25 protein-coding genes are annotated in these 23780 nt (G+C 70.6%); 8 read left to right on the top strand and 17 right to left on the bottom strand.

What is annotated here, in order from left to right; translation table 11 throughout:
* Positions 1-51 precede the first annotated feature (51 nt).
* A complete protein-coding gene (locus ORI60_RS26105; RefSeq protein WP_266040591.1) occupies positions 52-2376 on the bottom strand; it encodes a Tex family protein in 2325 nt (774 codons plus the stop codon).
* A 49-nt stretch (positions 2377-2425) separates the two neighbouring features.
* On the opposite strand from ORI60_RS26105, the gene ORI60_RS26100 reads away from it, so the two are divergent.
* Entirely contained in the window at positions 2426-3523 is a 1098-nt protein-coding gene (locus ORI60_RS26100) for an alkaline phosphatase family protein (protein ID WP_266040589.1), read from the top strand.
* 45 nt (positions 3524-3568) lie between these two features.
* Entirely contained in the window at positions 3569-4429 is an 861-nt protein-coding gene (locus ORI60_RS26095; protein WP_266040587.1) for a patatin-like phospholipase family protein, read from the top strand.
* Here the strand turns inward: ORI60_RS26095 and ORI60_RS26090 are convergent.
* The 8 genes from ORI60_RS26090 to ORI60_RS26060 all read right to left on the bottom strand — a co-directional run bounded on the left by ORI60_RS26090 (position 4418) and on the right by ORI60_RS26060 (position 11512).
* Complete coding sequence (locus ORI60_RS26090; RefSeq protein WP_266040585.1) at positions 4418-5731, bottom strand: LLM class flavin-dependent oxidoreductase; 1314 nt, start codon at positions 5729-5731, stop codon at positions 4418-4420. The two genes, ORI60_RS26095 and ORI60_RS26090, sit on opposite strands and share 12 nt — an antisense overlap.
* Positions 5728-6390: an ABC transporter ATP-binding protein gene (locus tag ORI60_RS26085; protein WP_266040583.1), complete on the bottom strand. Its 663-nt coding sequence runs from the start codon at positions 6388-6390 to the stop codon at positions 5728-5730. Before ORI60_RS26085 ends, ORI60_RS26090 begins: the two co-directional genes overlap by 4 nt.
* Complete coding sequence (locus tag ORI60_RS26080) at positions 6366-7199, bottom strand: ABC transporter permease (protein ID WP_266040580.1); 834 nt, start codon at positions 7197-7199, stop codon at positions 6366-6368. Before ORI60_RS26080 ends, ORI60_RS26085 begins: the two co-directional genes overlap by 25 nt.
* Positions 7196-8218, bottom strand: a complete 1023-nt coding sequence (locus ORI60_RS26075) for an ABC transporter substrate-binding protein (RefSeq protein WP_266040578.1) — start codon at positions 8216-8218, stop codon at positions 7196-7198. Before ORI60_RS26075 ends, ORI60_RS26080 begins: the two co-directional genes overlap by 4 nt.
* The gene (locus ORI60_RS26070; RefSeq protein ID WP_266040577.1) at positions 8218-9177 is read right to left on the bottom strand and encodes a TauD/TfdA dioxygenase family protein; all 960 of its coding nucleotides are present in this window, start codon (positions 9175-9177) and stop codon (positions 8218-8220) included. The genes ORI60_RS26075 and ORI60_RS26070 overlap by 1 nt, the downstream gene beginning before the upstream one ends.
* Positions 9174-10337 carry an ROK family transcriptional regulator gene (locus ORI60_RS26065; RefSeq protein WP_266040575.1) on the bottom strand — a complete coding sequence of 388 codons (1164 nt, stop codon included), beginning with the start codon at positions 10335-10337 and terminating at the stop codon, positions 9174-9176. The genes ORI60_RS26070 and ORI60_RS26065 overlap by 4 nt, the downstream gene beginning before the upstream one ends.
* Before the next feature lie 42 nt (positions 10338-10379).
* Positions 10380-10469: a putative leader peptide gene (locus tag ORI60_RS44635; RefSeq protein ID WP_322789012.1), complete on the bottom strand. Its 90-nt coding sequence runs from the start codon at positions 10467-10469 to the stop codon at positions 10380-10382.
* Positions 10470-10606: 137 nt separating this feature from the next.
* Complete coding sequence (locus ORI60_RS26060) at positions 10607-11512, bottom strand: phosphotransferase (RefSeq protein ID WP_266040574.1); 906 nt, start codon at positions 11510-11512, stop codon at positions 10607-10609.
* Positions 11513-11583: 71 nt separating this feature from the next.
* Between ORI60_RS26060 and ORI60_RS26055 the strand changes: the two genes are divergently transcribed.
* From ORI60_RS26055 to ORI60_RS26045, 3 genes are read left to right on the top strand one after another with little or no spacing between them, the layout of a single operon-like run.
* Entirely contained in the window at positions 11584-12162 is a 579-nt protein-coding gene (locus ORI60_RS26055; RefSeq protein WP_266040573.1) for an RNA polymerase sigma factor, read from the top strand.
* On the top strand, positions 12159-12998 hold the full coding sequence (locus ORI60_RS26050; RefSeq protein ID WP_266040571.1) for a hypothetical protein: 840 nt from the start codon (positions 12159-12161) through the stop codon (positions 12996-12998). The genes ORI60_RS26055 and ORI60_RS26050 overlap by 4 nt, the downstream gene beginning before the upstream one ends.
* Positions 12999-13049: 51 nt before the next feature.
* Entirely contained in the window at positions 13050-13964 is a 915-nt protein-coding gene (locus ORI60_RS26045; protein ID WP_266040570.1) for an alpha/beta fold hydrolase, read from the top strand.
* On the opposite strand, the gene ORI60_RS26040 is transcribed toward ORI60_RS26045, so the two are convergent.
* A complete protein-coding gene (locus tag ORI60_RS26040; RefSeq protein WP_266040568.1) occupies positions 13874-14413 on the bottom strand; it encodes a hypothetical protein in 540 nt (179 codons plus the stop codon). The two genes, ORI60_RS26045 and ORI60_RS26040, sit on opposite strands and share 91 nt — an antisense overlap.
* A 14-nt stretch (positions 14414-14427) precedes the next feature.
* Positions 14428-16008, bottom strand: coding sequence for a WS/DGAT/MGAT family O-acyltransferase (locus tag ORI60_RS26035; RefSeq protein WP_266040566.1), 1581 nt, complete (start codon positions 16006-16008; stop codon positions 14428-14430).
* 221 nt (positions 16009-16229) lie between these two features.
* On the opposite strand from ORI60_RS26035, the gene ORI60_RS26030 reads away from it, so the two are divergent.
* The gene (locus ORI60_RS26030; protein WP_266040564.1) at positions 16230-17048 is read left to right on the top strand and encodes an esterase/lipase family protein; all 819 of its coding nucleotides are present in this window, start codon (positions 16230-16232) and stop codon (positions 17046-17048) included.
* Between the two features lie 4 nt (positions 17049-17052).
* On the opposite strand, the gene ORI60_RS26025 is transcribed toward ORI60_RS26030, so the two are convergent.
* Positions 17053-17835: a helix-turn-helix transcriptional regulator gene (locus ORI60_RS26025; RefSeq protein ID WP_266040563.1), complete on the bottom strand. Its 783-nt coding sequence runs from the start codon at positions 17833-17835 to the stop codon at positions 17053-17055.
* Positions 17836-17903: 68 nt separating this feature from the next.
* On the opposite strand from ORI60_RS26025, the gene ORI60_RS26020 reads away from it, so the two are divergent.
* Complete coding sequence (locus tag ORI60_RS26020) at positions 17904-18638, top strand: SDR family oxidoreductase (protein ID WP_266040562.1); 735 nt, start codon at positions 17904-17906, stop codon at positions 18636-18638.
* Between the two features lie 58 nt (positions 18639-18696).
* Here the strand turns inward: ORI60_RS26020 and ORI60_RS26015 are convergent, their stop codons facing one another.
* Entirely contained in the window at positions 18697-19617 is a 921-nt protein-coding gene (locus ORI60_RS26015) for a hypothetical protein (RefSeq protein ID WP_266040560.1), read from the bottom strand.
* Positions 19618-19628: 11 nt separating this feature from the next.
* A complete protein-coding gene (locus ORI60_RS26010; protein ID WP_266040559.1) occupies positions 19629-20597 on the bottom strand; it encodes a DUF2332 family protein in 969 nt (322 codons plus the stop codon).
* 103 nt (positions 20598-20700) lie between these two features.
* Between ORI60_RS26010 and ORI60_RS26005 the strand changes: the two genes are divergently transcribed.
* Positions 20701-21459 carry an enoyl-CoA hydratase/isomerase family protein gene (locus tag ORI60_RS26005; RefSeq protein ID WP_266040557.1) on the top strand — a complete coding sequence of 253 codons (759 nt, stop codon included), beginning with the start codon at positions 20701-20703 and terminating at the stop codon, positions 21457-21459.
* On the opposite strand, the gene ORI60_RS26000 is transcribed toward ORI60_RS26005, so the two are convergent.
* Genes ORI60_RS26000 through ORI60_RS25990 form a run of 3 tightly spaced genes read right to left on the bottom strand, consistent with a single transcriptional unit; the run spans position 21456 to position 23675 of the window.
* On the bottom strand, positions 21456-22055 hold the full coding sequence (locus ORI60_RS26000; protein ID WP_266040555.1) for an MBL fold metallo-hydrolase: 600 nt from the start codon (positions 22053-22055) through the stop codon (positions 21456-21458). The two genes, ORI60_RS26005 and ORI60_RS26000, sit on opposite strands and share 4 nt — an antisense overlap.
* A complete protein-coding gene (locus tag ORI60_RS25995; RefSeq protein ID WP_266040553.1) occupies positions 22055-23143 on the bottom strand; it encodes an S-(hydroxymethyl)mycothiol dehydrogenase in 1089 nt (362 codons plus the stop codon). The genes ORI60_RS26000 and ORI60_RS25995 overlap by 1 nt, the downstream gene beginning before the upstream one ends.
* Before the next feature lie 13 nt (positions 23144-23156).
* Positions 23157-23675: a VOC family protein gene (locus ORI60_RS25990; RefSeq protein ID WP_253323863.1), complete on the bottom strand. Its 519-nt coding sequence runs from the start codon at positions 23673-23675 to the stop codon at positions 23157-23159.
* Positions 23676-23780 lie beyond the last annotated feature (105 nt).

The raw sequence follows: 23780 nt of genomic DNA, 5'->3' as shown, positions 1-23780 counted from the left end.
CCAAATGAGAAACGGCCCCTCCCGGGTTCGGGAGGGGCCGTTTCCGTCGTCCTACTTGCCGAACCCGGCCTTGCGGAGCGCGTCCGCCATCGACCCGCTCGCGGGCGGCGGCGCGGTGCGCTGCTGGCCGCCGCGCTGGGGCTGGCCGCCCCGCTGCGGGCGACCGCCGCGGTCACGGCCACCGCCGCCCTGCTGCTTCGGAGCGGGCTTGCCCGGCTCGTCGGTCAGCCGGAGCGTCAGGCCGATGCGCTTGCGGGCCTCGTCGACCTCCAGCACCTTCACCCGCACCACGTCACCGGACTTCACGACGTCGCGCGGGTCCTTCACGTAGGTGTTGGACAGGGCGGAGATGTGCACGAGGCCGTCCTGGTGCACGCCGATGTCCACGAACGCGCCGAACGCGGCCACGTTCGTCACGACGCCCTCCAGCACCATGCCGGGCTTGAGGTCGGCGATCTTCTCGACGCCGTCCGCGAAGGTCGCCGTCTTGAACGCCGGGCGCGGGTCGCGGCCGGGCTTCTCCAGCTCGCGGAGGATGTCCGTGACGGTCGGCAGACCGAACTGCTCGTCCACGAACTTCTCCGGCCGCAGCTTCGTCAGCACGGCCGTGTTGCCGATCAGCTCGGTGCCCGCCTCCTGCTGCATCCTCCGCACGACCGGGTACGCCTCCGGGTGCACCGAGGAGGCGTCCAGCGGCTCGTCGCCGCCGCGGATCTTGAGGAAGCCCGCGCACTGCTCGAACGCCTTCGGGCCGAGCCGCGCCACGTCCTTCAACGCCTTGCGGGACCGGAACGGGCCGTTGGCGTCGCGGTGCAGCACGATGTTCTCCGCGAGACCGGCGGTGATGCCGGAGACGCGGCTCAGCAGCGGCACGGAGGCCGTGTTCAGGTCGACGCCGACCGCGTTCACGCAGTCCTCGACCACCGCGTCCAGCGACCGCGACAGCTTCGACTCCGCGAGGTCGTGCTGGTACTGGCCCACGCCGATCGACTTCGGGTCGATCTTCACGAGCTCGGCCAGCGGGTCCTGCAGACGGCGGGCGATCGACACCGCGCCGCGGATCGACACGTCGAGGTCGGGCAGCTCGGACGACGCGTAGGCCGACGCCGAGTACACCGACGCGCCGGCCTCGGACACCACGATCTTGGTCAGGTTGAGCTCGGGGTGGCGCTTGATGAGGTCGGCGGCAAGCTTGTCCGTCTCGCGCGACGCCGTGCCGTTGCCGATCGCGATCAGGTCGACGTTGTGCTGCTTCGCCCACGCCGCGAGCTTCGCGATCGACTCGTCCCAGCGGTTCGCGGGGACGTGCGGCTGGATGACGCCGTGCGCGACGACCTTGCCGGTGGCGTCGACGACCGCGACCTTCACACCCGTGCGGTAGCCGGGGTCGAGGCCCATCGTGGCGCGCGTGCCGGCCGGGGCGGCCAGCAGCAGGTCGCGCAGGTTCGACGCGAACACCTTCACGGCCTCGTCCTCGGCGAACGACCGCAGCCGGCCGCGCAGGTCGATGCCCAGGTGCACGAGGATCCGGGTCCGCCACGCCCAGCGCACGGTGTCGGTGAGCCACTTGTCGCCCGGCCGGCCCTGGTCGTCGATGCCGAAACGGGCGGCGATGCGCACCTCGAACGACGAGGGGCCCTCCTCACGCGGCTCCTCCGGCTCCAGGCCGAGGTCGAGGACCTCCTCCTTCTCGCCGCGGAACAGCGCCAGGATGCGGTGCGACGGCAGCTTCGCGAAGGGCTCGTCGAAGTCGAAGTAGTCGGAGAACTTGGCGCCCTCGGTCTCCTTGCCCTCGCGGACCTTGGAGACCACGCGGCCGCGCGTCCACATCTGCTCGCGCAGGTCGCCGATCAGGTCGCTGTCCTCGCCGAACCGCTCGACCAGGATCGCCCGCGCGCCCTGCAGGGCGGCCGCGGCGTCCGCGACCTCCTTCGCGGGGTCGACGAACTTCGCGGCCTCCTCCTGCGGGTTCAGCCCGGGATCACCCAGAAGTGCGTCGGCCAGCGGTTCGAGCCCGGCCTCCTTCGCGATCTGGGCCTTCGTGCGGCGCTTCTGCTTGTAGGGCAGGTAGAGGTCCTCGAGCCGCGCCTTGGAGTCGGCGGCGAGGATCTGCGCCTCGAGGGTGTCGGTGAGCTTGCCCTGCTCGCGGATGGAGTTGAGGACGGCAGCCCGGCGCTCTTCCAGTTCGCGCAGGTAGCCGAGGCGTTCCTCGAGCGTGCGCAGCTGGGCGTCGTCGAGACCGCCGGTCGCCTCCTTGCGGTAGCGGGCGACGAACGGGACGGTCGCGCCACCGTCGAGCAGTTCGACAGCAGAGCCGACCTGGCCCGCGGCCACTCCGAGCTCGTCAGCGATCTTCTGGTGGATGAGCGTTGTCACAGCGCGCCATTCTGCCCGTTGTCCGATCCGACGTGGCACGGTGTCCTTCATGACCATCGCCGAGGTCGTCCCATCACTGCTGTCGGGCCTGGGAGTGCCGGGTGCCGACAACACGCTCGGCCTGCCGCGGGCCCGGCGTGTCGTCCTGCTGCTCGTCGACGGTCTGGGCCACGAGCTGCTGCGCGCGCACGCCGCGCACGCGCCGTTCCTGTCGTCGATGGCCGGCCGGGAGATCTCCGCGGGCTTCCCGTCGTCGACCGCGACCAGCCTCGCCTCGATCGGCACCGGGCTGCTCTCGGGTGAGCACGGCATCGTCGGCTACACGTTCGCGGTCGGGGACGAGGTGCTGAACTCGCTGACCTGGTCGCGCGCCGACGACCGTCACCACGACCTGCGCAAGACGCTCGTGCCCGAGGTCGTGCAGCCCCATCCGACGCTGTTCGAACGCGCGGCGGCGGCCGGTGTCGCGGTCAGCGTGGTCGCCCCGCTGTTCCACCGCGGCAGCGGCCTCACCAGGGCGGTGCTGCGCGGCTCGTGGTTCCGCGGCGCGGCGGGGTTCGGCGACCTCGCCCTCGGTGCTCTCGCGGCCGTGCGGGAGGACCGTTCGTTCTGCTACGCCTACCACGCGGACCTCGACACGATCGGGCACATGTACGGGCCGGGTTCCGAGGAGTGGTTGCTGCAGCTGGAGTTCATCGACTCGCTGGTGTCGCGGATCGCCGCGCGCATGCCGCCGGACTCGGTGCTCGCCGTCACGGCGGACCACGGCATGATCACCGCGGGAGAGCGGATCGACTTCGACACCGAACCCCTGCTGTGGCAGGGGGTCCGGGTGATCGCCGGAGAACCCCGGGTGCGTTACCTGCACACCGCGAGCGACGAGGTCCTGGACGTGTGGCGCGAGTACCTCGGCGACCGTGCCGACGTGCTGACGCGCGAGGACGCGGTGGACGCCGGGTGGTTCGGCCCGATCAGCCCGCTGGCGGCGGACCGCATCGGAGACGTCGTGGTGGCGATGAAGGGCTCCGCGGTGGTCGTGCGCAGTCAGGCGGAGCCCATGTGGACCGGCATGAACGGGTTCCACGGATCGCGGACCCACGCGGAGCTGGCGATCTCGATTCTGGTTCACTCAGTAACTTCAGTGTAGATTGAAATCAGCCCTTTCCGTTGTCTCGCTTTAGGATCACCGGACGTGACGATCGAACTGCCAGGACCAGTCGGGTTCGTGCTCGGAGGCGGGGGAAGCCTCGGCGCCGCGCAGGTCGGCATGCTGCGCGCCCTGCGCGAGCACGGGATCCGGCCCGACCTCGTCGTCGGCACCTCGGTCGGCTCGGTCAACGGCTCGCTGCTCGCGCTGGACCCGGACAGGGCGGCCGAGCGGCTGGGCGTGCTGTGGGAGGGCATGACGCGGCAGCGGGTGTTCCCCGGCGGGCCGATCGCGCAGCTGAGGTCGTTGCGCACCAACAAGACCTACCTCTTCCCGAACACCGGCCTCGCGCACGTGCTGTCCGAGGGGCTCGGCGGCTGTTCGTCCTTTCAGGACCTGGCGCTGCCGTTCGGCGCGGTGTCGGTGAACGGCGTGACCGGTGAGGCCGTGAACATCACCGAGGGCGAGCTGGTCCCCGCGATCCTCGCCAGCGCGGCGATCCCGGGCGTCTACCCGCCGGTGCGCATCGGCGACCAGGTGCTCTACGACGGCGGCGTCCTGGCGAACGTGCCGATCCGGCAGGCCCTGGCGATGGGCGCGAAGTCGTTGGTGGTGCTGGACTGCGCGTTCCCCGGCCACCTGCCGACCGTGCCGGAGACGCTCGCCGAGACCCTGCTGTTCTGGGCGACCCTGGGCATGCGCAACCAGGCCGTGCTGGAGGTGGAGCTCGCCTCGCAGAGCGCGCCCGTGCTCTACCTGCCGGGCCCGCCCGTGCAGGCGGTGACACCGCTCGACTTCTCGCACACCGCGGAACTGGTCGAGGCCTCCTACCAGGCCTCGACCGCGTTCCTCACGACGCTGGAGTTCGCCGGTGTGGGGCTCTACGGGCACCCGTCACACGGGTAGCGCGAACTGGTTGGCCGGGCGTGGCAGGCCGTAGTGCTCGCGCAGGGTCGTGCCGGTGTACTCGGTGCGGAACAGGCCGCGTCGCCGCAGGATCGGCAGCACCTCGTCCGCGAACCGCTCCAGGCCGGACGGCAGGACGGCGGGCATGATGTTGAACCCGTCCGCGGCGCCCGCCCGGTGCCACTCCTCGATCGTGTCGGCGACCTGGAGCGCGGTGCCGGCGAACGTCTTGTGCCCGCGCCCGCCACCGAGCCTGCCGATGAGCTGGCGGACGGTCAGCCGTTCACGCCGGCCCAGTTCCACGATCAGCGTGTACCGCGACTTCGCACCCTCGATCGCGGCCTCCTCCGGCAGGTCGGCGGGCAGTTCCTCGTCCAGTTCCAGGTGGTCGACCTTGAGCAGGGCCGCGAGCTGCCTGGCCGCGTGCTCCGGCACGATCAGCCGTTCCAGCTCCGCGTCGAGCGCGTGCGCCTCCTCCTCCGTCGACCCGATCACCGGGACCAGGCCGGGCAGGATCTTGACCTCGTCCGGGTCGCGGCCGAACTCGATCGCCCGGCGCTTCACGTCCTGGTAGAAGGCGACCGCGTCGGCCAGCGTCTGCTGCGCGGTGAACACGGCCTCGGCGTGCCGGGCGGCGAAGTCCCTGCCGTCCTCGGAGCTGCCCGCCTGGACCAGCAGCGGGTGGCCCTGGGGTGACCGCGGCAGGTTCAGCGGGCCGCGGACGCGGAAGTGCGGGCCGACGTGGTCGATGGTGTGCACGCGGTCGTCCCTGGCGTGCACACCGCTGTCCTTGTCGGCGACGATCGCGTCGTCGTCCCAGGAGTCCCAGAGCTTCTTCGAGACCTCCACGAACTCCGCGGCCCGGTCGTAGCGGGTGAGGTGGGCGGGCTGGGCGTCGAGCCCGAAGTTGCGGGCGGCGTCGTCCCCTGCGGTCGTGACGATGTTCCAGCCGGCGCGGCCACCGCTGACGTGGTCGAGCGAGCTGAACCGGCGGGCCAGGTTGAACGGTTCGTTGTAGGTGGTGGACGCCGTGGCGATCAGGCCGATCCTCGTGGTGGCGGCGGCGATCGCCGCGAGCAGGATCGTCGGCTCGATCTTGCCGGACGGGCGGCGGCTCGGGTTTCCCCACAGCACGGGGGAGTCGGCGAGGAACACCGAGTCGAACCGCGCCTCCTCGGCGGTGCGCGCGATCCGCTGGTGATAGGCGATGTCGATGTGCGCCAGCGGATCCGACTCGGGCAGCCGCCAGGACGCCTCGTGGTGGCCGGTGTCGTGCAGGAAGAGGTTGAGGTGCAGCGTCATGCGGCGACTCCGATGCCGAGTGCGGACAACAGGTGCGTGCGGTCGGCGTCGTGCGCCGGGAGGTCGAGGCCGATGCGGCCCTCCTGCAGGACGAGCACCCGGTCGGCGAGCTCGATGGCCTCGTCGACGTCGTGCGTGACCAGGAGGACCGCGGGCCGGTGCTTGGCGCACAGCTCGCGCAGCAGGTCGTGCATCTTGATGCGGGTCAACGCGTCCAGCGCGCCGAACGGCTCGTCGGCCAGCAGCAGCCGGGGTTCGCGGACGAGGCAGCGGGCGAGCGCCACCCGTTGCTGCTCGCCGCCGGACAGCTCCGCGGGCCACGCGCGTTCGCGGCCCTTGAGCCCGACCTCCTCCAGTGCCGCCCTGCCCCTGCCCGGTCTCACGCCGAGCTCGACGTTGTCCAGCACCCGCAGCCACGGCAGCAGCCGCGAGTCCTGGAACGCGACGGCGACCTCCCTCGGCACCTCCAGGTCTCCGGTGCCGGTCACGTCGTGGTCGAGTCCGGCGATGGCCTTGAGCAGCGTCGACTTGCCGGAACCGCTGCGGCCCAGCAGTGCCGTGAACTCGCCGGGGGCGATCGTGAGGTCGAGGTCGTCGAGGATCCTGCGTTCCTGGAACTGCCTCGTCAGGCCCTTCACCCGGACAGCGTGCGTCGCCATGCCAGCGCCCTCCGTTCGACGATCCGCAGCAGCGCGTCGGACACGAACCCGAACAGGCCGTAGACCACGAGGCCGACCACGATCACGTCGGTCTGGCCGTAGTTCTGCGCCTGGAACATCAGGTAACCGATGCCGCTGGTCGCGTTGATCTGCTCCAGCACCACCAGCGACAGCCACGACGCGGTGACGGCGAGCCGCAGCCCGAGGAAGAAGCCGGGCAGCGCACCGGGGAACACGACCCTGCGCACGTACTGGGCGCGGGTGAGGCCGACGGCTTCCGCCAGCTCGACGTACCGGCTGTCGATGCCGGTCAGCGCGGCGTACGTCTGCAGGTACATGATCGTCGCGATGGTCACGGCGATCACCACGATCTTGAACTCCTCGCCGATGCCGAGCCAGAGGATCAGCAGCGGGATCAGGCCGAGCGACGGGATCGCGCGCTTGACCTGGACAGTGCCGTCGATCAGCGCCTCGCCGACGCGGCTGAGCCCAGAGGCGAGGGCGAGCAGCGTGCCCGCGGTGGCGCCGAAGAAGAAGCCGAGCGCTGCTCGCTGGAGCGAGGTGAGGATGCTCTCGGGCAGCTTCCCGTTCGCGGTCAGCTCGATTCCTGTGTGGACGATCGTCCACGGTGCGCTGAGGATGCGCGGGTCGAGCACGCCGGTCGCGGACGCGATGCTCCACGCGGCGATGACCAGTGCCGGTCCGAGGAGTCGTCCGTAGGGGATCGGCCGGCCGAGTCCCAGTCGCCTGCGGCGGGCGGGGGTGGTGGCCGGGAGGAGGGCGGCGGGGCGTTCGAGCAGCTGGGTCATGTCCGGCTCCGGTACTTGGCGTCGACGGCCTCGGCGGCGACCTTCTCGAACCGGCGGTCGAAGAGCTGCGTCACGTCGAACTCCTCGACGAACCCGCCTTCCGCCAGCAGGTCCGCGGTCTCCTGCTCCCACCTGATCGCGCGGTCCCAGTTCGCCGGGAAGGTCAGGGGTGGTTGCGACCGGACGATCCGGTCGCCGTCGGCCTTGGAGACGTTCTGGTCCTTCACGTAGTAGGCGTCGACCCACTTGTCCGGGTTCTCGTAGCTCCACACGGTTCCCCGCGCCCAGAACGGGATGAACGCCTTGATCGCCGCGAGCTTCGCCGGGTCGTTGAGGACCTCGACCGGCGCCCACAGGACCGTGAGCAGGTCGACGGACCTCATCTCGATCGCCCGTGCGTCCGGGTACTGGCCGAGGTACTTGGTCAGCTGCGGTTCGGCGAGCACGGCGACGTCGACCTGACCCGCCTGCACGGCGGTCAGGAACTGGTTGCTGGTCAACGGGACCAGCTCGACGTCGGTGGGCCTGAGTCCGAGCTCTTTCAGGGTGCGCAGGACGACCACGCCCTGCGCCTGGCCCTGGCTGAACGCGATCTTCCTGCCCCTGAAGTCGTCGAGGGAGGTGATGGGGGAGCCGGGCTTGGTGACGTAGGTGTAGAGGGGCTTGTCGCGTTCGCCGACGGCGACGATCTTCGTGGCGAGCCGGGTCGCCTGCGCCTGGATCGGCGGTATGCCCGCGTTGGCGGCGAGGTCGACGGACTTCGCGCGGAACGCCTGGATCACGTCCGGGCCGGCCTGGATGTTGGGCCAGTCGGTGACCTGGAACGGGAGCTTGCCCAGCTCGCCCGATGCCTCGAGCTGCTTGAGCGTGGTGCGGATGGAGATCGTGAGCCTGGTGTCCGGTGGCGGGGCCGTCGTGGGCAGGTCGCCGAGGACCTGCTGCGTGGTGGAGCTGCCCGCGGAGCACCCGGCGGCACCGAGAGCCGCGAGGCCGAGCAACAGGGAACGCCTGGTCAGCATCAGTCCACCACCACAGCGTGGTCGGCGGTGAACGGACGGCCCGCGAGCAGCGTGGACTCGCGCCCGTCCGGCCCGACCGGGGTGTCGCCGACGAGCGTGACGCGGTGCAGGGTGCGCTGGACGTCGAGGTGCTCCAGGTCGCGCGGCGCGAGGTGGGCGGTGGCGCGGTTGTCCCAGAACGCGACGCTGCCGGGCTCCCAGCGGAACCGCACGGTGTACTCGGGCCTGGTGAGCTCGGCGTAGAGCAGGTCGAGGATCGCCTTGCTCTCGGCCGGGGACACCCCGGTGACGTGGCTGGTGAAGCCGGGGTTGACGAACAGGCCCTTCTCGCCGGTGACGGGGTGCACGCGGACGACGGGGTGCTCGGCGACGAGCAGGTTGTCGTTGACGCGCTTGGCGTACGCGCCGTCCTCGGCCTTCGCCGAGCCGCCGTAGCGGTGTTCGGCCCTGAGTCCGTCCACAAAGGACTTCACCGGCCCGGAGAGTCCGTTGTACGCCGCGACGAGGTTGGTCCACGTCGTGTCGCCGCCGATCTCGGGCACCACCTCGGCGCGCAGGATCGAGGCGGCCGGCGGGTTCACCGCGGCGGTCACGTCGGTGTGCCAGCCGGAGAAGTAGCTGTACTGGCGCTTGCGGGTCTGCTGCCGGAAGTCCTCGCCGTAGCGCTCCTCGTACCGGCGCGGGTCGATCGTGAAGATCTCCGGGAAGCCGGTGGGCGGCGCGTCGTCGTGGGGGTGGGCGTAGGTGAGCTCACCGAACTGGCGGCCGAACGCGATCTGGCTCGCGTGGTCCAGCCGCTGGTCCCGGAAGAAAACCACCTTGTGGGTGTGGAGTGCCTTCTGGAGCGTGTCGAGCTCGGCCGCGCGGAGCGGGCGGGAAATGTCGATGTCCGAGATTTCCGCGCCGATGTGACCGGCGATCGGCTTGACGGTGAGCGTCTTTTCCTGAACTGAGGTCATGCATCAAGACTGCAGTTCAGCGTCTTGTCATGTCTATTTTCTTCTCGGGAAAAATAAGTCTTGCCGCCGTAGATCTCGCTGAGCACGACACTTCCCGCGGCGATGCTGAGAACGTCTTCGCCGAAACTCGTCTGAATCACGTCCGGCGCGCGCTCCCCGATTTCCGACGTCAATTCCTCCCAGCATCCGGGAATGAGGATCGCGCCCGCCTCCACCACCACGAGCACGTCCGGGTTGATCACGTCGAGCAGCAGTCGCGCGGCCTGCCCGACGAGCCGCGACCGCCGCCGGAACAGCTCGACCGCCCGCGGGTCACCTCGCCGGCCGGCCTCGATCAGCGGGTCCAGCAACGGTTCCGCGATGATTCCGAGCCGCGCGGCCCGTTCCGCGAGCGTCCGGTTCGACGTCGCCGCCTCCAGGCAACCGCGGCGGCCGCAGGGACACGGGGTGTCGTCGTCGCGCAGCCGGAGGTGCGCGATCCCGCCCGCCGCGCCACCCGGCCCGCTGTGCACGGCGCCGCCGGTGACGATGGCCGCGTCGACCACGTTGCCCACGAACAGGTGCACCAGGCTGGTGCGGGCTCTGGGGTCGGCCCCGAAGAGCTGCTCGGCCCGCGCGAGTGCCCTCGAGTGCGACTCGACCTGAACTGCGGTGTCGAGCGCGGTGGTCAGGAACTCCTCGGCACGCACGTCCTTCCAGCCGAGCTGGCTGTGCTCGACGATCGTGCCGCCGTCCACGCGTCCGCCGGTGGCGACCCCGACACCGATCGGCACCCGGTCGTGCCGGCGCAGGAACGCGGGCACCCGCTCGGCGATCCGGCGCAACGCCGCCGCCGGGCCGGGCCTGTGGTGCGGCTCGCGTTCCTCGGCCAGCACCCGCCCGCGCAGGTCCACGAGCGCCAGGGTCGTGTGCCCGTAGGCGATGTGGACGCCGCACACCACGTGCCGGTCCACGTCGATGTCCACCGGTACGTGCGGCCGTCCGATCGTCACCCGCGGAACGCGTGTCTCGACCTCGCGCACCAGCCCGCGTCCGGCCAGTTCGGCGTACTGCTTGGTGACGGTCGCGGCGCTCAGCCCGGTGAGGCGCGCGAGGGTGCTGCGCGCGACGGGCCCGTGCTCCAGCACGGACCTGAGCACGGTGGCGGCGGTGCGGCTCATGCGGTCCCTCCCCTTCTCGCAGGGGGTTCGTCTGCTCTCCGGTCAGGCGAAGGCGGGCACCGCACAGATCGCGCTCGCCTGCCGACGGAGGTCGACGTGGCGGCGCGTGCTGAGCACGGATGCCTGGGACATGTCACCGATGCTGGCACCCGCGTCGTCGTCGGCCAAGGACGCCCACGTGGTGAGACGCGAGCTAACGTCGGCTCATTGGGGCGATCTCCGCCCCTTCCGGCGCGGCTGCGGGTCGAGGAGGTGTGGCTCGGCCGGTTCTAACAGCTCAGCACGCGCTCGACGTTGTGCTCGGCGATCTCCCGCATCGCGTCCCGGTGCGGGAAGTCGCCGTCCAGCAGCCGAAGCGGACCCTCCACAAGGGACAGGTGCTGCGCCAGCCGGTACAACGACATCCGCGCGGGGTCGAGACCGGGCGCCGGACGGTGGTGCGGGCCGAAGCGCAGCTCCAGGAACGCGTGCTCCCACTCGACGTCGAAGAACATCGCGCCCTCGATGTCGATCAGCACCGGCCGCCCGTCCGCCACGAGCACGTGGTCGGGGCCCAGCTCGCCGTGGACCAGCCCGTACTCCGCGCGCGGCTCGACCACGGCGTGCCGTTGCCGCAGCTCGGCTTCCAGGCGGTCGCGCTCGGCGGCGATGCGCGGCACCCGCTCGCAGCACGCGTCGAGGTGTCCGAGGGCCCGCTGCAGCACCACGTCCGGTACCGGAGGCGCGTCCACCGGTTGCAGCGCGCCTGGGCGGCCGTAGCGCGGGCTGGTGCGCTGGTGCACGGCGGCCAGGTCGTCCCAGAGCCGTTCCAGTGCCTCGGTGTCGTGGTCGAGCACCTTTTCGAGGAACTCCGCCCCGAGGTCCTCGACCACGACGACGTCGCTGTGGACCAGCACCAGCCTCGGCACGCACGCGCCGGCCTCGGACAGCGCCGTGTGCGCCGTGAGGAACAGGTCGCGCCCGCTCGCGTTGCCGAACAACGGATCGTGCTCGTGCGCGGGCCAGTAGTCCTCGCTCGTGCGCCACACGTAGGCGACGCCCGTCGTGCCGTCGTCGAGCGTCAGGCGGTAGACGCCCTTCTTGCTGCCGCCGTGCAGGCGGACCACGTCGCGCAGTTCACGGCCGTACGCCGCCTGCGCGACGTGCGCGAGGTCGGCCACCCCCAGATGTGCCACGCTTCGTGACGTTAATGGTGGCCGCGTGAAACTGGTGCCAACACTTCCGGGGCGAGCGGACACGAACAGGCATGACAACCGAAGACCCTGACGACCGCGCGCTGTGGTCGCAGGCGGCTGGGGGCAGTGCGCACGCCTTCGGGGTGCTGTTCGACCGGCACGCGAAGGCGGTCTACAACCACTGCTTCCGGCTGACCGCGTCCTGGGCGGAGGCCGAGGACCACCTGCAGGCGACGTTCCTGCTGGCCTGGCGCAAACGCGACGACGTGCGGCTGGAGCGCGAGTCGGCGCTGCCGTGGCTGCTCACCGTGGCCACGAACGTGGTGCGCAACGAGCAGCGCTCGTTCCTGCGCCGCCTGAAGAACCTGCGCCGTGTCGGCGAGGAGCGCCCGGTGCCCGACCACGCGGACCTGGTGGCGGAGCGGCTCGACGACCAGCGGCGGATGAAAGCGCTGCTGGACGTCGTGGCGAAGCTGCCGCGCAACGAACGCGAAGCGCTCGTCCTGTGCGTGTGGTCGGACGTGTCCTACGCGGACGCCGCTGCCGTTCTCGGCATCACCGAGGGCAGCGTGCGTGCGCGGGTCAGCAAGGCCAGGGCCAAGGTCCAGCAGCACCACCGCGAGCTCGTGCACACCGGGGAGGACCGATGACCAGCATGCTTCCGCCCACGCGCGACCTGCCGCCCGGCCGCCGCACGCAGATCCGCGCCGAGCTCGAACGCGCGGCCACCGGCCGCCGGCGCAGGCTCCTCTTCCCGGTCCTCGCGGGGGCGGCCGCGGTGGCCACCGTGGCCGCCAGCGTCCTGACGCTGCAGCCCGCCCCGCCTCCGCCGTCGCCCGCGGTGCACGTCACCAGCCCGCAGGTGACGACGACACCGCCCTCGACCGGCTTCGAGGTGCCGCGGGAGACCGTCGAGGCGATCGAGGCGGGCTGCATGAAGTCCACGGGCATGCCGGGCAAGGCGAAGCTGCACCAGTTGCTGGAGGGGGAGACGAGGTGGGCGCTGCTCTACACCGAGGACGAGATGCTGCCCTGCGCTCTCGGTGAGGCGGGCCGGGACTACAGCGCGGGCTTCGGAAAGCGTGCGGTTCAGCTGCTGCCAGGGCACTTCTCCGTCGACATCGTCAGCTCGACCGCTGGAGGTGACCACCTCGGCCCCGAGCGCGCGGGGATGCCGGGCCACCGCACGGTCGCCGGCCGGATCGACTCCGCGGTCGCCCGCGTGACGGTCACCGCCGACGGTCGCACCACCGACGCCAAGATCGCCAACGGCACGTACGCCCTGCGGACCCACTACCCGCGGTCCTGGACCGTTCCCGCGAACGAGCCCGACCCCGTCGTGCGCGCCTACGACGCCGCAGGCACCCTGCTCGGCACCAGCTCCGACCTGCTGACGGCGTGCTTCTTCGACCCGGCCAGTCGTGAGATCGTCTACGGCGACCCGCGCAAGCGCGACCAGTGCCAGGTCGCGTCGCCGTGGAAATGAGGCCCTGAACGTCACTACCGACCGGTCATCCCCAGCGACATACTGGTTGGTATGACGACTGTGGCGAACTTCGGCGGCACCAGCCACCACGCGGACCTCGACGGGCCCGTGCACTGGGTCGACTTCGGCGGACCGGCGGACGGTCCGCGGATCGTGCTCGTGCACGGGCTCGGCGGCTCGCACCTCAACTGGGTGCTGCTCGCACCGCTGCTCGCTCGCAAGGCGCGCGTCACGGCCGTCGACCTCGCCGGGCACGGCCTGACGAACCCCGAGGGGCGGCAGACCACGGTCCAGGCCAACACGAGGCTCCTGGGCCGGTTCCTGCGCGAGGTCGTGGGGGAGCCGGCGGTCCTGGCCGGCAACTCGATGGGCGGGCTGATCTCGCTCTTCCAGACCGCCCACGACCCCGAGCTCGTCAGGGGCCTGGTGCTGGTCGACCCGGCGCTGCCGATGGTGTTCGGGACCCGGCCGGACCCGACGATGCTCAGCACGTTCTTCCTGTACGCCGTGCCGGGTCTGGGCGAGCGGTACCTGGCCAGGTCGAGGGCGGTTCCCGCCCGCAGGCAGGTCGAACGCCTGCTGGAGCTGGTCTGCGCGGACCCGTCCGGCATCCCCGAGGAGCTCAAGCAGGCCAGCGAGCACCTGATCGGCGAACGCGCCAAGGTCGAGGGCCTGGACAAGGCGTTCCTCGCGGCCGCGCGCAGCGTCGTGTTCACGACGTCGAAGCGCGGCGCCTGCTACGCGGCGATGTCCAAGGTCCGGGTGCCGGTGTTCCTGATGAGCGGCGACCGCGACCGCCTGGTCAACGTCGCCGCCGCCCGGTACGTGGCGCGCAGGTTCCCGCACTGGCGCTACGACGAGTACGCGAACGTCGGTCACGTGCCCCAGATGGAGATCCCCGAGGTCGTGTCCGAACGGGTCCTCGACTGGATGGACGCCAACCGCCTGAGCACGTCCGCGAGCTGACCCAGGGTGAGCCGCTCCCGCAGCACGGGGGCGGCTCCGGTCAGCACGAAGTGGTCGTCCCGCTGCTCGACGCCCGTCAGTTCGATGCCGCGCGGCAGCTCCGGCACCGCGAACACGCGTGCCGGCAGCCACTTGTGCAGCCGCACGTGCAGCTCGGAGCCGACCAGCCGGACGGTCAGCGGCAACCAGCTGAACGGCTGCAGCTCCGGGACGTCCGCGAAGTCCACCTCGACGCGGAACTCGACCGGCGAGGCCACCAGGACCGCGGGCGGGTTCACGTGCACATCCCGGCAGACGACGGTCGCGCGGCGAGCACGCCAGCGCGACCACCGCACGTCCTCCAGTTCGACGCGGACGTCGTCGACCTGGCCGAGAGCCAGTCCCAGGGCGCCCAGCCGCGCGTCGAGTCCCACCACGGTCAGGCTCAGGTCGTGCGCGCCCGCCCGCACCGTCAGATCGTGTCTCAGGCCGTCGTCCCCGGCTTCACGCCGTTCGTCGCGGCCTTGGAGGGCGCGCGCACGGCACGGGGCTGGGGAGCCGCCTTCCTGGCCGCCGGCTTCGGGGCGGGCTTGGGAGCCGGCTTGGCGGTGGGCGCGGCGTCGACGACCTTCTGAGCCGTCTTTTTCTGGGCCGTCTCCTTCTGGGCAGCCTCGGTCTTCTCCGCCGCCTCGGCGGCCAGCGCCACCATCTCGTCGAAGCCCGCGCGGATGCCGTCCGCGAGCAGCTGGACGTCCGGCACACCGTCGAAGTCGGCGTTGATGCCGAAGGTGAACCTGTCGAGGTAGGAGAAGATGCCGACGGTGATCCGGATCGTCGAGGCGATCGGCACGTACGGGAACATCTCGACCAGCGGGCGGCCGAGCATGTAGAGCGGGATGCGCGGGCCGGGCACGTTGGTGGTGACGGTCTGCAGGATCTGCTGCGGGAACCGCATCGCGGTCCGCGAGCCCAGCGCCATCAGCGTCGGCGCGGCGAAGTTCGACAGGTTCGTGATGACGTCGGCGCCGGCGGCCTGGCGCGAGCTCTTCAAGTCGTCCATCTGCGCGCGGATCGACGCGAGGCGCTTCACCGGGTCCGCCTCGCCCACGGGCAGGTTCACGAGCACGGCGCTGACGCGGTTGTTCAGCTCGTTGTGCTGATCGGCCTTGCGCATCGACACGGGAACCATGGTCCGCACGACCATGCCCTCGGTCAGTTCGCCGCGCTTCTCCAGCAGATCCCGGAAACCACGCGTGATCGCCGTCAGGATGACGTCGTTGACGGTGCCACCCGCCGCGATGCGGATCTGCTTGATCTCAGCCAGGTTCGCGCGCGCCCACACCCAGCGGCGGTGCGGTCCGATAGGACCGTTCAGCGACGTCGCCGCGCGCGTGACCAGACGCCGTGCCGTACCGGGAAGAGAACCGAGCACGGACTTGCCGAAGTCGACGATCTCGCTGAAGGAGCGCACGTTCCGCGCGACGGCGGGCAACGCGGACAGGTGCTGCACCGGCGTCACGATGGCGTCACGCACGCCGTCGACCACCAGGTCGAGCGTGGAGGGCTGCGGCTGCGGCTTCCACTCCTGCGGCTCCGGCAGCACGGTCTCCTGCCGGAAGTCGAGGATGAGCTGCAGCATGTCCGAACCGGACACTCCGTCGATCATGCAGTGGTGGACCTTGGAGATGATCGCCCAGCGGCCACCTTCGAGACCCTCGACCAGCCAGGCCTCCCACAGCGGCTTGGAGTCGTCGAGCTTCTGCGCGAAGATCCGGCCCGCGAGGTTGCGCAGCTGGTCCTCCCCGCCCGGAGACGGCACGGCGGTGTGGCGGACGTGGTAGAGGATGTTGAAGTGGTCGTCGTCGACCCAGACCGGACGCCCGACGTGGAACGGCAGCGCCTTCACCTTCTGCCGGTAGCGCGGCACCTGGTCCATGCGCGCCAGGAAGAGGCGGATCACGTCTCCGTAGGACGGGACCGGTCCGTCGAAAACCAGGACGGAACCGACGTGCATCGGCACGTTCTCGTCCTCGATGAAGTAGAAGCCAGCGTCCAAAGAGCTCATCCGATCCACTCGAAAAAGAGTAGAGGACCGGGGCGTCTCAATCGACGTCCATGCAGGTGAGAGCCACTGCACAGCTGTGAAGTTGCCAACGTGTTACCTGCGGGTGGCGAATCGAGACTCGAAAGTACTGGCCAAAAGATCGTTCACGAAACATCATGGACTCACTGGGCGACGCCGCCCGGGGCGCCGGCTCGGGGTTGTCGACGTGTGGGGAGGCCGCCATGTCTGCCGTACCTTCGGACGAAGTCTTCGAAGTGCCCGCCGCTCCGCCCCTCCACCTCGTCAGAGGCTCCGCGCCCGGCCTGTTCTGGTACCTCACCGAGCCCACCCGCTGCGCGATCGACGTCAGCGAGTTCGTGGCCACGCGGTCGATGTTGCGCGGTGCTCCGTCGGGTGACGGTCATCCGGTGCTCGTCTTCCCCGGCCTGGGTGCCGCCGACTCGTCCACGGTGATGCTGCGCCGCTTCCTGTCCGGCCTGGGCTACGAGGTGAACCCGTGGGGCCTGGGCCGCAACATCGGGCCCACCCGCAAGGCCGTGGACGGCATGCACGCCTTGGTGAAGAAGGTCTCCGACGCCTACGGCGGACCGGTCTCCATCGTCGGCTGGTCGCTGGGCGGGATCTTCGCGCGCGAGATGGCGCGCGACCACCCGCACCGCGTCCGCCAGGTGATCACCATGGGGTCGCCGTACAACATGAGCGATCCCGTGCAGTCACGGGCGATGCCCGCTTTCGCGCTGTTCTCCCGGCTGCACATCCCGAAGGACGAGTTCCCGCCGCTCGAGTCGTCGCGGCCGCCGATCCCGGTGCCCGCCACGTCGATCTACTCGAAGACGGACGGCATCGTCTCGTGGGAGTCGTGCGTCGAGGAACCGGGGCCGCGCAGGGAGAACGTCCAGGTGTCGTCCTCACACCTGGGTTACGGCTTCAACTCCAGCGTCCTGTGGGTCGTCGCGGACCGGCTGGCGCAGGCGGAGGGTACGTGGGCGCCTTTCGCCGCGCCTCCGGGAATGGCCCGGCTCTACCCGCGCGCGGCCTAGAGTTTCAGCACGGCCGTTCGTCCGAGTAGACGACCAGCGTCTGGTCGGGCTGCTCGGCGAGGTGGAACGCCGTGTACGCGTAGTCGAGCGGCCCGGACCTGGGGTGCCGCAAGCGTTTCCGGCCGCCGTGGCGGGGCTGCACGTCGTAGTGGGGCCACCAGGAGCGCACCTCCTGGCTGGCCTCGTGCAGGTCGTCGAACAGCCGGGTGAACCGCTCGTCGGCGGGGTGCTGGCCGGCGAGCGCGCGCAGCCGGGCGAGCAGGCCGCGCGCCTCCGTCTCCCAGTCGATCAGGACGTGCCGCGACTGCGGGACGGTGAACACCCAGCGCGCGAAGCTCGGGTTCTCCTTGCTCAGACCGGGAAAGAGCTCGGCCGCCGCCTCGTTGTGGCTGAGCACGTCGTAGGTGGCGCCGATGACGAACGCCGGGTGCGGGTCCAGGAACCCCGGTACGGCGGCCACTTCCGCGGCGAGCGGCTCCGCCTCCAGGGTGTGCGGCCGGATGTGGCCCGCGAGCCGGAACAGGTGGTCCTTTTCGGACGGACCGAGCCCGAGGGCGGTGGCGAGCGCGCCGAGCACCTGGTCGGAAGCCCGCACGTCGCGACCCTGCTCGAGGTACGTGTACCAGGTGGCGCTGATGCCCGCGAGCACCGCCAGTTCCTCCCGGCGCAAGCCGGGAGTCCGGCGCCGTCCCGTCCGCGGCAGGCCCGCCTCGGCCGGCGTGAGCCGTTCCCGCCGGCTGCGCAGGAACGCACCCAGCTCGCGCCGCTGATCGTCCGTTCTCCGCACGCTGGCACCTCCAGTACCAGAATAAAGGGACTCTGGATACCAGGCTGAAGCGATCGCAGGCTGGGATCATGGCAATTGCGGACAAGGTCGTGGCGATCACCGGCGCCAGCAGTGGGATCGGAGAGGCGACCGCGCTCCTCCTCGCGGAACGGGGAGCGCGCCTCGTGCTCGGGGCACGCCGGTCGGAGCGCCTCGCGGACCTGGTGGACAGGATCGAGAAGGCAGGCGGCACGGCCGTGCACACGCGCACCGACGTCACCCGCCGCGAAGACCTGCATTCGTTGGTGGCACTGGCCCGCGAGCGGTTCGGGCGGCTCGACGTGCTCGTCGGCAACGCGGGAGCCGGCCCGATCTCACCGCTGGACGACCTGCGCGTCGACGAGTGGGACGAGATGGTGGACGTCAACATCAAGGGCGTGCTGCACGGCATCGCGGCGGCGCTGCCGGTGTTCCGCGAGCAACAGGCGGGGCACTTCGTCACCACCTCCTCCACCGCGGCGTTCCGGGTCGTGCCGTCCATGGCGGTCTACGCGGGCACCAAGGTGGCGGTCCGGGCGATCTGCGAGGGCCTGCGCCAGGAGGCGGGCGCCTTTTTGCGCGTGACCACGGTGTTCCCCGGTTTCGTGCACACCGATTTCGCGGAGGCGTCCACCAACACCGAGGTGCGGGAGAGCATCGCGGGCATGCGCGACGAGATCGCGATCCCGCCGGACGCGATCGCCCGTGCCGTCGCGTTCGCGATCGAGCAGCCGGCCGAGGTCGACGTGAACGAGATCGCCGTGCGGCCGACCGCCCAGAACTAGGGCCTGTGTCGAACCAGACTTCGACACAGGCCCCTGTTGCTCTTCCGCCGCCGGTCGGTCAGCGGAAGGCGTTGCGCGTGTAGGTCAGGCTGAAGCTGCCCTTGTCGGAGAAGTACCTGTCGATCACCAGGGCGGGGTCGGTGGCGAGGTAGCCGCGGTAGACGGCGCCGTCGTTCTGGTCGTCCCAGCCCCACGGCGCGTTGGCGGCGTTGTCCTTGCCGTTGTCGCCGCGGAAGGTGCCGAACGACGAGTAGGTCTCCGCGTTGTCGCGGCGCGCCCACATGCCGCCGGCCTCCAGGGTGTTCACGAGCCGGTAGCCGACGCTGCGGTCGTTGCCGCCCGACGGCACCTCGCCGGTGGCGGCGGGCTGGTAGACCACGCCGTCGCCGCCGGGGAAGTCGGTGCCGGTCCAGCGGTACAGGCCGTGGCCCTTGGCCTCCTGGAACGTGGCGGGGCGACCGCCGACCAGCAGCAGCGTGCCGTCGATGGTCTCGGAACCGTTCCGGTAGGGCGACCCGGTGGGCACGTAGGAGTAGAAGTCGCTGTGCGCCACCGTGACGGCGGCTTCGAGCCTGCCGTACTGCGAGCCGTCCTTGCGGACCGCGAACAGGACGCCCTCCAGGTCGTTCTCGTGGGTCCTGGTGCTGAACGGGTCGGGCTGGTCGTCCCAGTCGCGCGGGTGGAAGAAGCCGTAGACGACGAACCAGTGCGTGGACGTCTCGACCACGGAGTAGTAGGCGGCGCCGGTGAGCTTCGCGAGCTGGGGCTGGTTCTCCCAGTTGTTCAGCGTGTTCCAGTCGCCGTCGAAGTCCACTGTGGACAGGTAGTCGGCGTCGTGGTCGGACGAGTCGGTGTCCTGGTGGTGGACCGGCGCCCAGTGGAACGCCAGGTCGTGGTCCGAGACGGCGGCGTTCGCCGGTGTGGTGAGGGCCGTGGTGAAGAGAGCGGCGGCCAGCAGGGAGGCGCGGATCGTTTTCACGACGCCGGAGGCTAGCTGTAGATGGTGACCGTCAGGCGGGGGTTCGAGCGAAGATCTGTCGACTCGTGGGCGACGCGCGCGAGTGGCATCGAGCCGGCCGCCGCGGTCAGCGTCGTCTCGATCTCGTTGCGCTCGTCCTCGGTCAGGTACGCCCAGAACGAGCTGTGCCAGATCACCGTGTAGGTGCCGCGGTCGTCGGGCGGCACGAGGTTCTCCCGCAGCCACCGCCCGGCGGGGGCGCGCGCGACCTTCACGCCGACCTGGGCGGCGAGCTCGATGGCGTCGTCGAGGTCCCACCGCAGCGCGTCGTGCTCGGGCGGGATGAACGACTGCAGGATCATCGCGTGCTTGGGGTCGGCGGGGTCGCGCGGCTGCAGGTCGCAGCCGGCCCTGCCGACGATCTCGAGGTTCGGCGGCCGGGGGCCGGTGGCGGCCAGGCGCACCGGCGAGTCCTTGTCGCCCCACTCCCAGCCGAGGCCGAACCAGCGGTAGTGGTCGAGGATCAGGTTGAGTCCCGCGCAGGCGCCGAGCTCGAGCAGCCGGACCTTCGGCGCGCCGATCATGGTGAGGCCGCGCAGCAGGTACGCGGCCGTCTTCGGCTGGTGCTGCTGCACCGTCCGGTCGAGCGCCGCGAGGATCTCGCCCGCGTTCTCCACGATCGCGCTCCGTGCGGCGAGCCACGCCAGCAGCGCCGTCGAGTCCGACTCCCCGGCCATCGCGGCCGCGTGCGCGCTGGCGAACCGCTGGCTGAGCTCCGGGGCCTTGCCCGACAGCATCAGCAACCGCACGCCCGCGAGCGCCTGGATGCCGAACAGCGGGCTGTGCACGGCGCTGTGCGAGCACAGCAGGTCCGCCACCGGCCCGCCCCGGTCGAGCTCGCTCGCGAGCTCGGAGAGGATGCGCGACGACACCGGCGCACTGGTGCGCAACCGCACCGCGAGCGTGCGCAGCGTGGACGCACCGATGGCAGCCGCTGTCACGTTTCCTCCCCCTCTTCGGCACCGGACTTTACAAGGAGGTGAACGCCTCGCTACCCATCTGAGACCGCGCCCACCGCCGGGGGCGGTGGGTATCGTGCGGCGGGTGAGCGAGTTCCTGGAGCTGTCCGCGGCCGGTCCGGTCGCCACGTTGACGATCAACCGCCCGGCCAAGCGCAACGCGATGTCCTACGACATGTGGTCGGCGCTTCCAGGCCTCCTGGCCGAGGTTTCCGCAGATGAGAACGTGCGGGTGCTCGTGATCCGGGGAGGGGAGCACTTCTCCGCCGGGGCCGACATCGCCGAGTTCTCGACGCTGCGGCGGGGTGCCGAGGGCGCCGCTCACTACGGCGAAGCGGTGCACAACGGCGAACGCGCCATCGCCCAGCTGGACAAACCGACGATCGCCGCGATCTCCGGGTTCTGCGTCGGCGGCGGCTGTGAGATCGCCCTCGCCTGCGACATCCGGGTGGCGGCCGCGGACGCCCGCTTCGGCATCACCCCGGCGAAGCTCGGCATCGTCTACAACTTCACCTCCACCAAGGCGCTGGTGGACGCGGTCGGCCCGGCCTGGGCGAAGCAGATCCTGTTCTCGGCCGACCTGCTCGACGCGGCGACGGCCCTGCGGATCGGCCTCGTGAACGAGGTCGTCGAGTCCCTGGACGCCCGCGTGAAGGAGCTCTCCGAACAGATCGCGGGCCGCGCGCAGGTGTCCGTCCGGGGCGCCAAGAAGATCATCAACTCGATCACGGACGGCGGCCACGAGGACGACTTCGTGCGCGCGCTGTACGCGGAGGCCGCCTCCAGCGCCGACTACGCCGAAGGCGTGACGGCGTTCCTGGAGAAGCGGCCTCCGCGGTTCTAGAACACCTCGGCGGCGATCGTGGTGTCCGGGCCGTGGCCCGTGTGCACCACGGTGTCGCCGGGCAGCGTCAGCAGCTTCTCCCGGATCGACGCCTCGATCGTCGGCCGGTCCGAGAACGACCGGCCCGTCGCGCCCGGCCCGCCCTGGAACAGCGTGTCGCCGGTGAACACCGCGCCCAGCGACGGCACGTAGAAGCACACGGCGCCGGGGGAGTGCCCCGGCGTGTGCAGCACGTGGATCTCCTCGCCGGCGACGGTGAGCACCTGGCCGTCCTCCAGCGCCTGGTGCGGGATCACGCCGGTGTGCGTCAGGTTCCACACGACGTGGTCGGCCTGGTGCAACGCCATCGGCGCGCCCGTCGCGTGCGCCAGGTCCGGTGCGACGCGGACGTGGTCGTCGTGGGCGTGCGTCAGGAGGATCGCCACGACTCGACGGCCGTCCACGGCCTTGAGGATCGCGTCGACGTCGTGCGGTGCGTCGATGACGACGCACTCCGACGAGTCGCCGATGACCCAGACGTTGTTGTCGACGTCGAAGGTCTCGCCGTCCAGCGAGAACGTGCCGGAGGTGACGGTGTGGTCCACGCGCAACGGCATCAGAACACCACCACCGATCGCAGCACCTCGCCGTGGTGCATCTTCTCGAACGCGCCCTCGACGCCGTCCAGCGGGATCTCCTCGGTGACGAACGCGTCCAGGTCGAAGCGGCCCTGCTGGTACAGGTCCACGAGCATCGGGAAGTCGCGCGTCGGCAGGCAGTCGCCGTACCACGAGGACTTGAGGGAGCCGCCGCGCGAGAAGAAGTCGATCAGCGGCATCTCCAGCTTCATGTCCGGCGTCGGAACACCCACCAGGACAACGGTTCCAGCGAGGTCGCGGGCGTAGAACGCCTGCTTCCACGTCTCCGGGCGGCCGACCGCGTCGATCACGACGTCCGCGCCGAACGAGTCCGTCAGGTCCTGGATGGCCGTGACGACGTCGTCGACCTCGCGGGCGTTGACGGTGTGCGTGGCGCCGAACCCCTTGGCCCACTCCAGCTTCCGCGCGTCGGTGTCGACGGCGATGATCTTCGCGGCACCGGCGATGCGGGCGCCCGCGATGGCGCCGTCACCGACACCGCCGCAGCCGATCACGGCCACCGAGTCGCCGCGCGTGACGCCACCGGTGTTGATGGCCGCGCCGACGCCCGCCATCACGCCGCAGCCGAGCAGACCGACCGCCGCGGCACGGGCGGACGGGTCGACCTTGGTGCACTGTCCCGAGTGGACGAGGGTCTTCTCCGCGAACGCGCCGATGCCGAGCGCGGGCGAGAGCTTCGTGCCGTCGGTCAGTGTCATCGGCTGCGAGGCGTTGAACGTCGAGAAGCAGTACCAGGGCTTGCCCCGGCGGCAGGCGCGGCACGTGCCGCAGACCGCCCGCCAGTTCAGCACGACGAAGTCGCCGGGCTCCAGGTCCACCACGCCCTCGCCGACCGACTCCACGACCCCCGCGGCCTCGTGGCCCAGCAGGAACGGGAAGTCGTCGTTGATGCCGCCCTCGCGGTAGTGCAGGTCGGTGTGGCAGACGCCGCACGCCTGGACCTTCACCACTGCCTCGCCGGGGCCGGGATCGGGCACCAGCACCGAGGTCAGCTCGACGGGTTGTCCCTTGCCCCGGGCGACGATGCCCTTGACCTCTTGCGCCACTGCGACTCCGTCCTCAGTTGATCAGTGTCGTGCCTTCGAACTCGCCGAGTTCTTCCCGGTAGAACTCAATCCCTACACCGTTGGGGTCGCGGATGTACAGGCTGTCCTCGACGCCGCGGTCGGGGCCCAGGTACTCGATCCCCGCCTCGTCCAGCTTGGACTTGATCTCGTCGAACCGCTCGGGGGAGGTCGAGAGCGCGAGGTGCTGAACGGCGCCGATCGTCTCGGAGAACGCCGGGTGGTCGTGACCGGGGAAGTCGAAGAACCCCAGCAGGTTCTTGGAGCCGAGGTCGAAGAAGAAGTGGCTGGAGCCGTTGTAGTCGCGGTTCTCCACGAGCTCCACCAGCGGGAAGCCGAGGAACTCCTGGTAGAACCGGATGGTCTCCTCGACGTCCTTGCAGATCAACGCGATGTGGTGAACTCCGCGCGTCGGCGACCCGCCCCGCTCGGCGAGTGGCTTCACGTACCGCTCGCGCAGCTCGTCGCGCTTGGCGCGGATGGCGGCGAGCTCTTCACCCTCTGGCTGTGGCATGGGGGCAAGGGTAGTTGAGGGTTCAAAGATTCGCAGGCCTGGCCGGCGACACCCTCGAACTCCGTCGCGTGCTCGAACCCGGACGAGCCGGCCCGCCCCCCGGGG

It is taken from the genome of Lentzea sp. NEAU-D7 (assembly GCF_026242055.1).
GTDB lineage: Bacteria > Actinomycetota > Actinomycetes > Mycobacteriales > Pseudonocardiaceae > Lentzea.
This window is presented reverse-complemented; position numbering and strand designations above follow the sequence as displayed.

Coding starts and splice junctions, on each gene's coding strand:
- ORI60_RS26100 (WP_266040589.1), top strand. CDS start 2,426: ATGACCATCGCCGAGGTCGTCCCATCACTGCTGTCGGGCCTGGGAGTG.
- ORI60_RS26090 (WP_266040585.1), bottom strand. CDS start 5,731: ATGACGCTGCACCTCAACCTCTTCCTGCACGACACCGGCCACCACGAG.
- ORI60_RS26085 (WP_266040583.1), bottom strand. CDS start 6,390: ATGGCGACGCACGCTGTCCGGGTGAAGGGCCTGACGAGGCAGTTCCAG.
- ORI60_RS26080 (WP_266040580.1), bottom strand. CDS start 7,199: ATGACCCAGCTGCTCGAACGCCCCGCCGCCCTCCTCCCGGCCACCACC.
- ORI60_RS26075 (WP_266040578.1), bottom strand. CDS start 8,218: ATGCTGACCAGGCGTTCCCTGTTGCTCGGCCTCGCGGCTCTCGGTGCC.
- ORI60_RS26070 (WP_266040577.1), bottom strand. CDS start 9,177: ATGACCTCAGTTCAGGAAAAGACGCTCACCGTCAAGCCGATCGCCGGT.
- ORI60_RS26065 (WP_266040575.1), bottom strand. CDS start 10,337: ATGAGCCGCACCGCCGCCACCGTGCTCAGGTCCGTGCTGGAGCACGGG.
- ORI60_RS44635 (WP_322789012.1), bottom strand. CDS start 10,469: ATGTCCCAGGCATCCGTGCTCAGCACGCGCCGCCACGTCGACCTCCGT.
- ORI60_RS26055 (WP_266040573.1), top strand. CDS start 11,584: ATGACAACCGAAGACCCTGACGACCGCGCGCTGTGGTCGCAGGCGGCT.
- ORI60_RS26050 (WP_266040571.1), top strand. CDS start 12,159: ATGACCAGCATGCTTCCGCCCACGCGCGACCTGCCGCCCGGCCGCCGC.
- ORI60_RS26045 (WP_266040570.1), top strand. CDS start 13,050: ATGACGACTGTGGCGAACTTCGGCGGCACCAGCCACCACGCGGACCTC.
- ORI60_RS26035 (WP_266040566.1), bottom strand. CDS start 16,008: ATGAGCTCTTTGGACGCTGGCTTCTACTTCATCGAGGACGAGAACGTG.
- ORI60_RS26030 (WP_266040564.1), top strand. CDS start 16,230: ATGTCTGCCGTACCTTCGGACGAAGTCTTCGAAGTGCCCGCCGCTCCG.
- ORI60_RS26020 (WP_266040562.1), top strand. CDS start 17,904: ATGGCAATTGCGGACAAGGTCGTGGCGATCACCGGCGCCAGCAGTGGG.
- ORI60_RS26000 (WP_266040555.1), bottom strand. CDS start 22,055: ATGCCGTTGCGCGTGGACCACACCGTCACCTCCGGCACGTTCTCGCTG.
- ORI60_RS25990 (WP_253323863.1), bottom strand. CDS start 23,675: ATGCCACAGCCAGAGGGTGAAGAGCTCGCCGCCATCCGCGCCAAGCGC.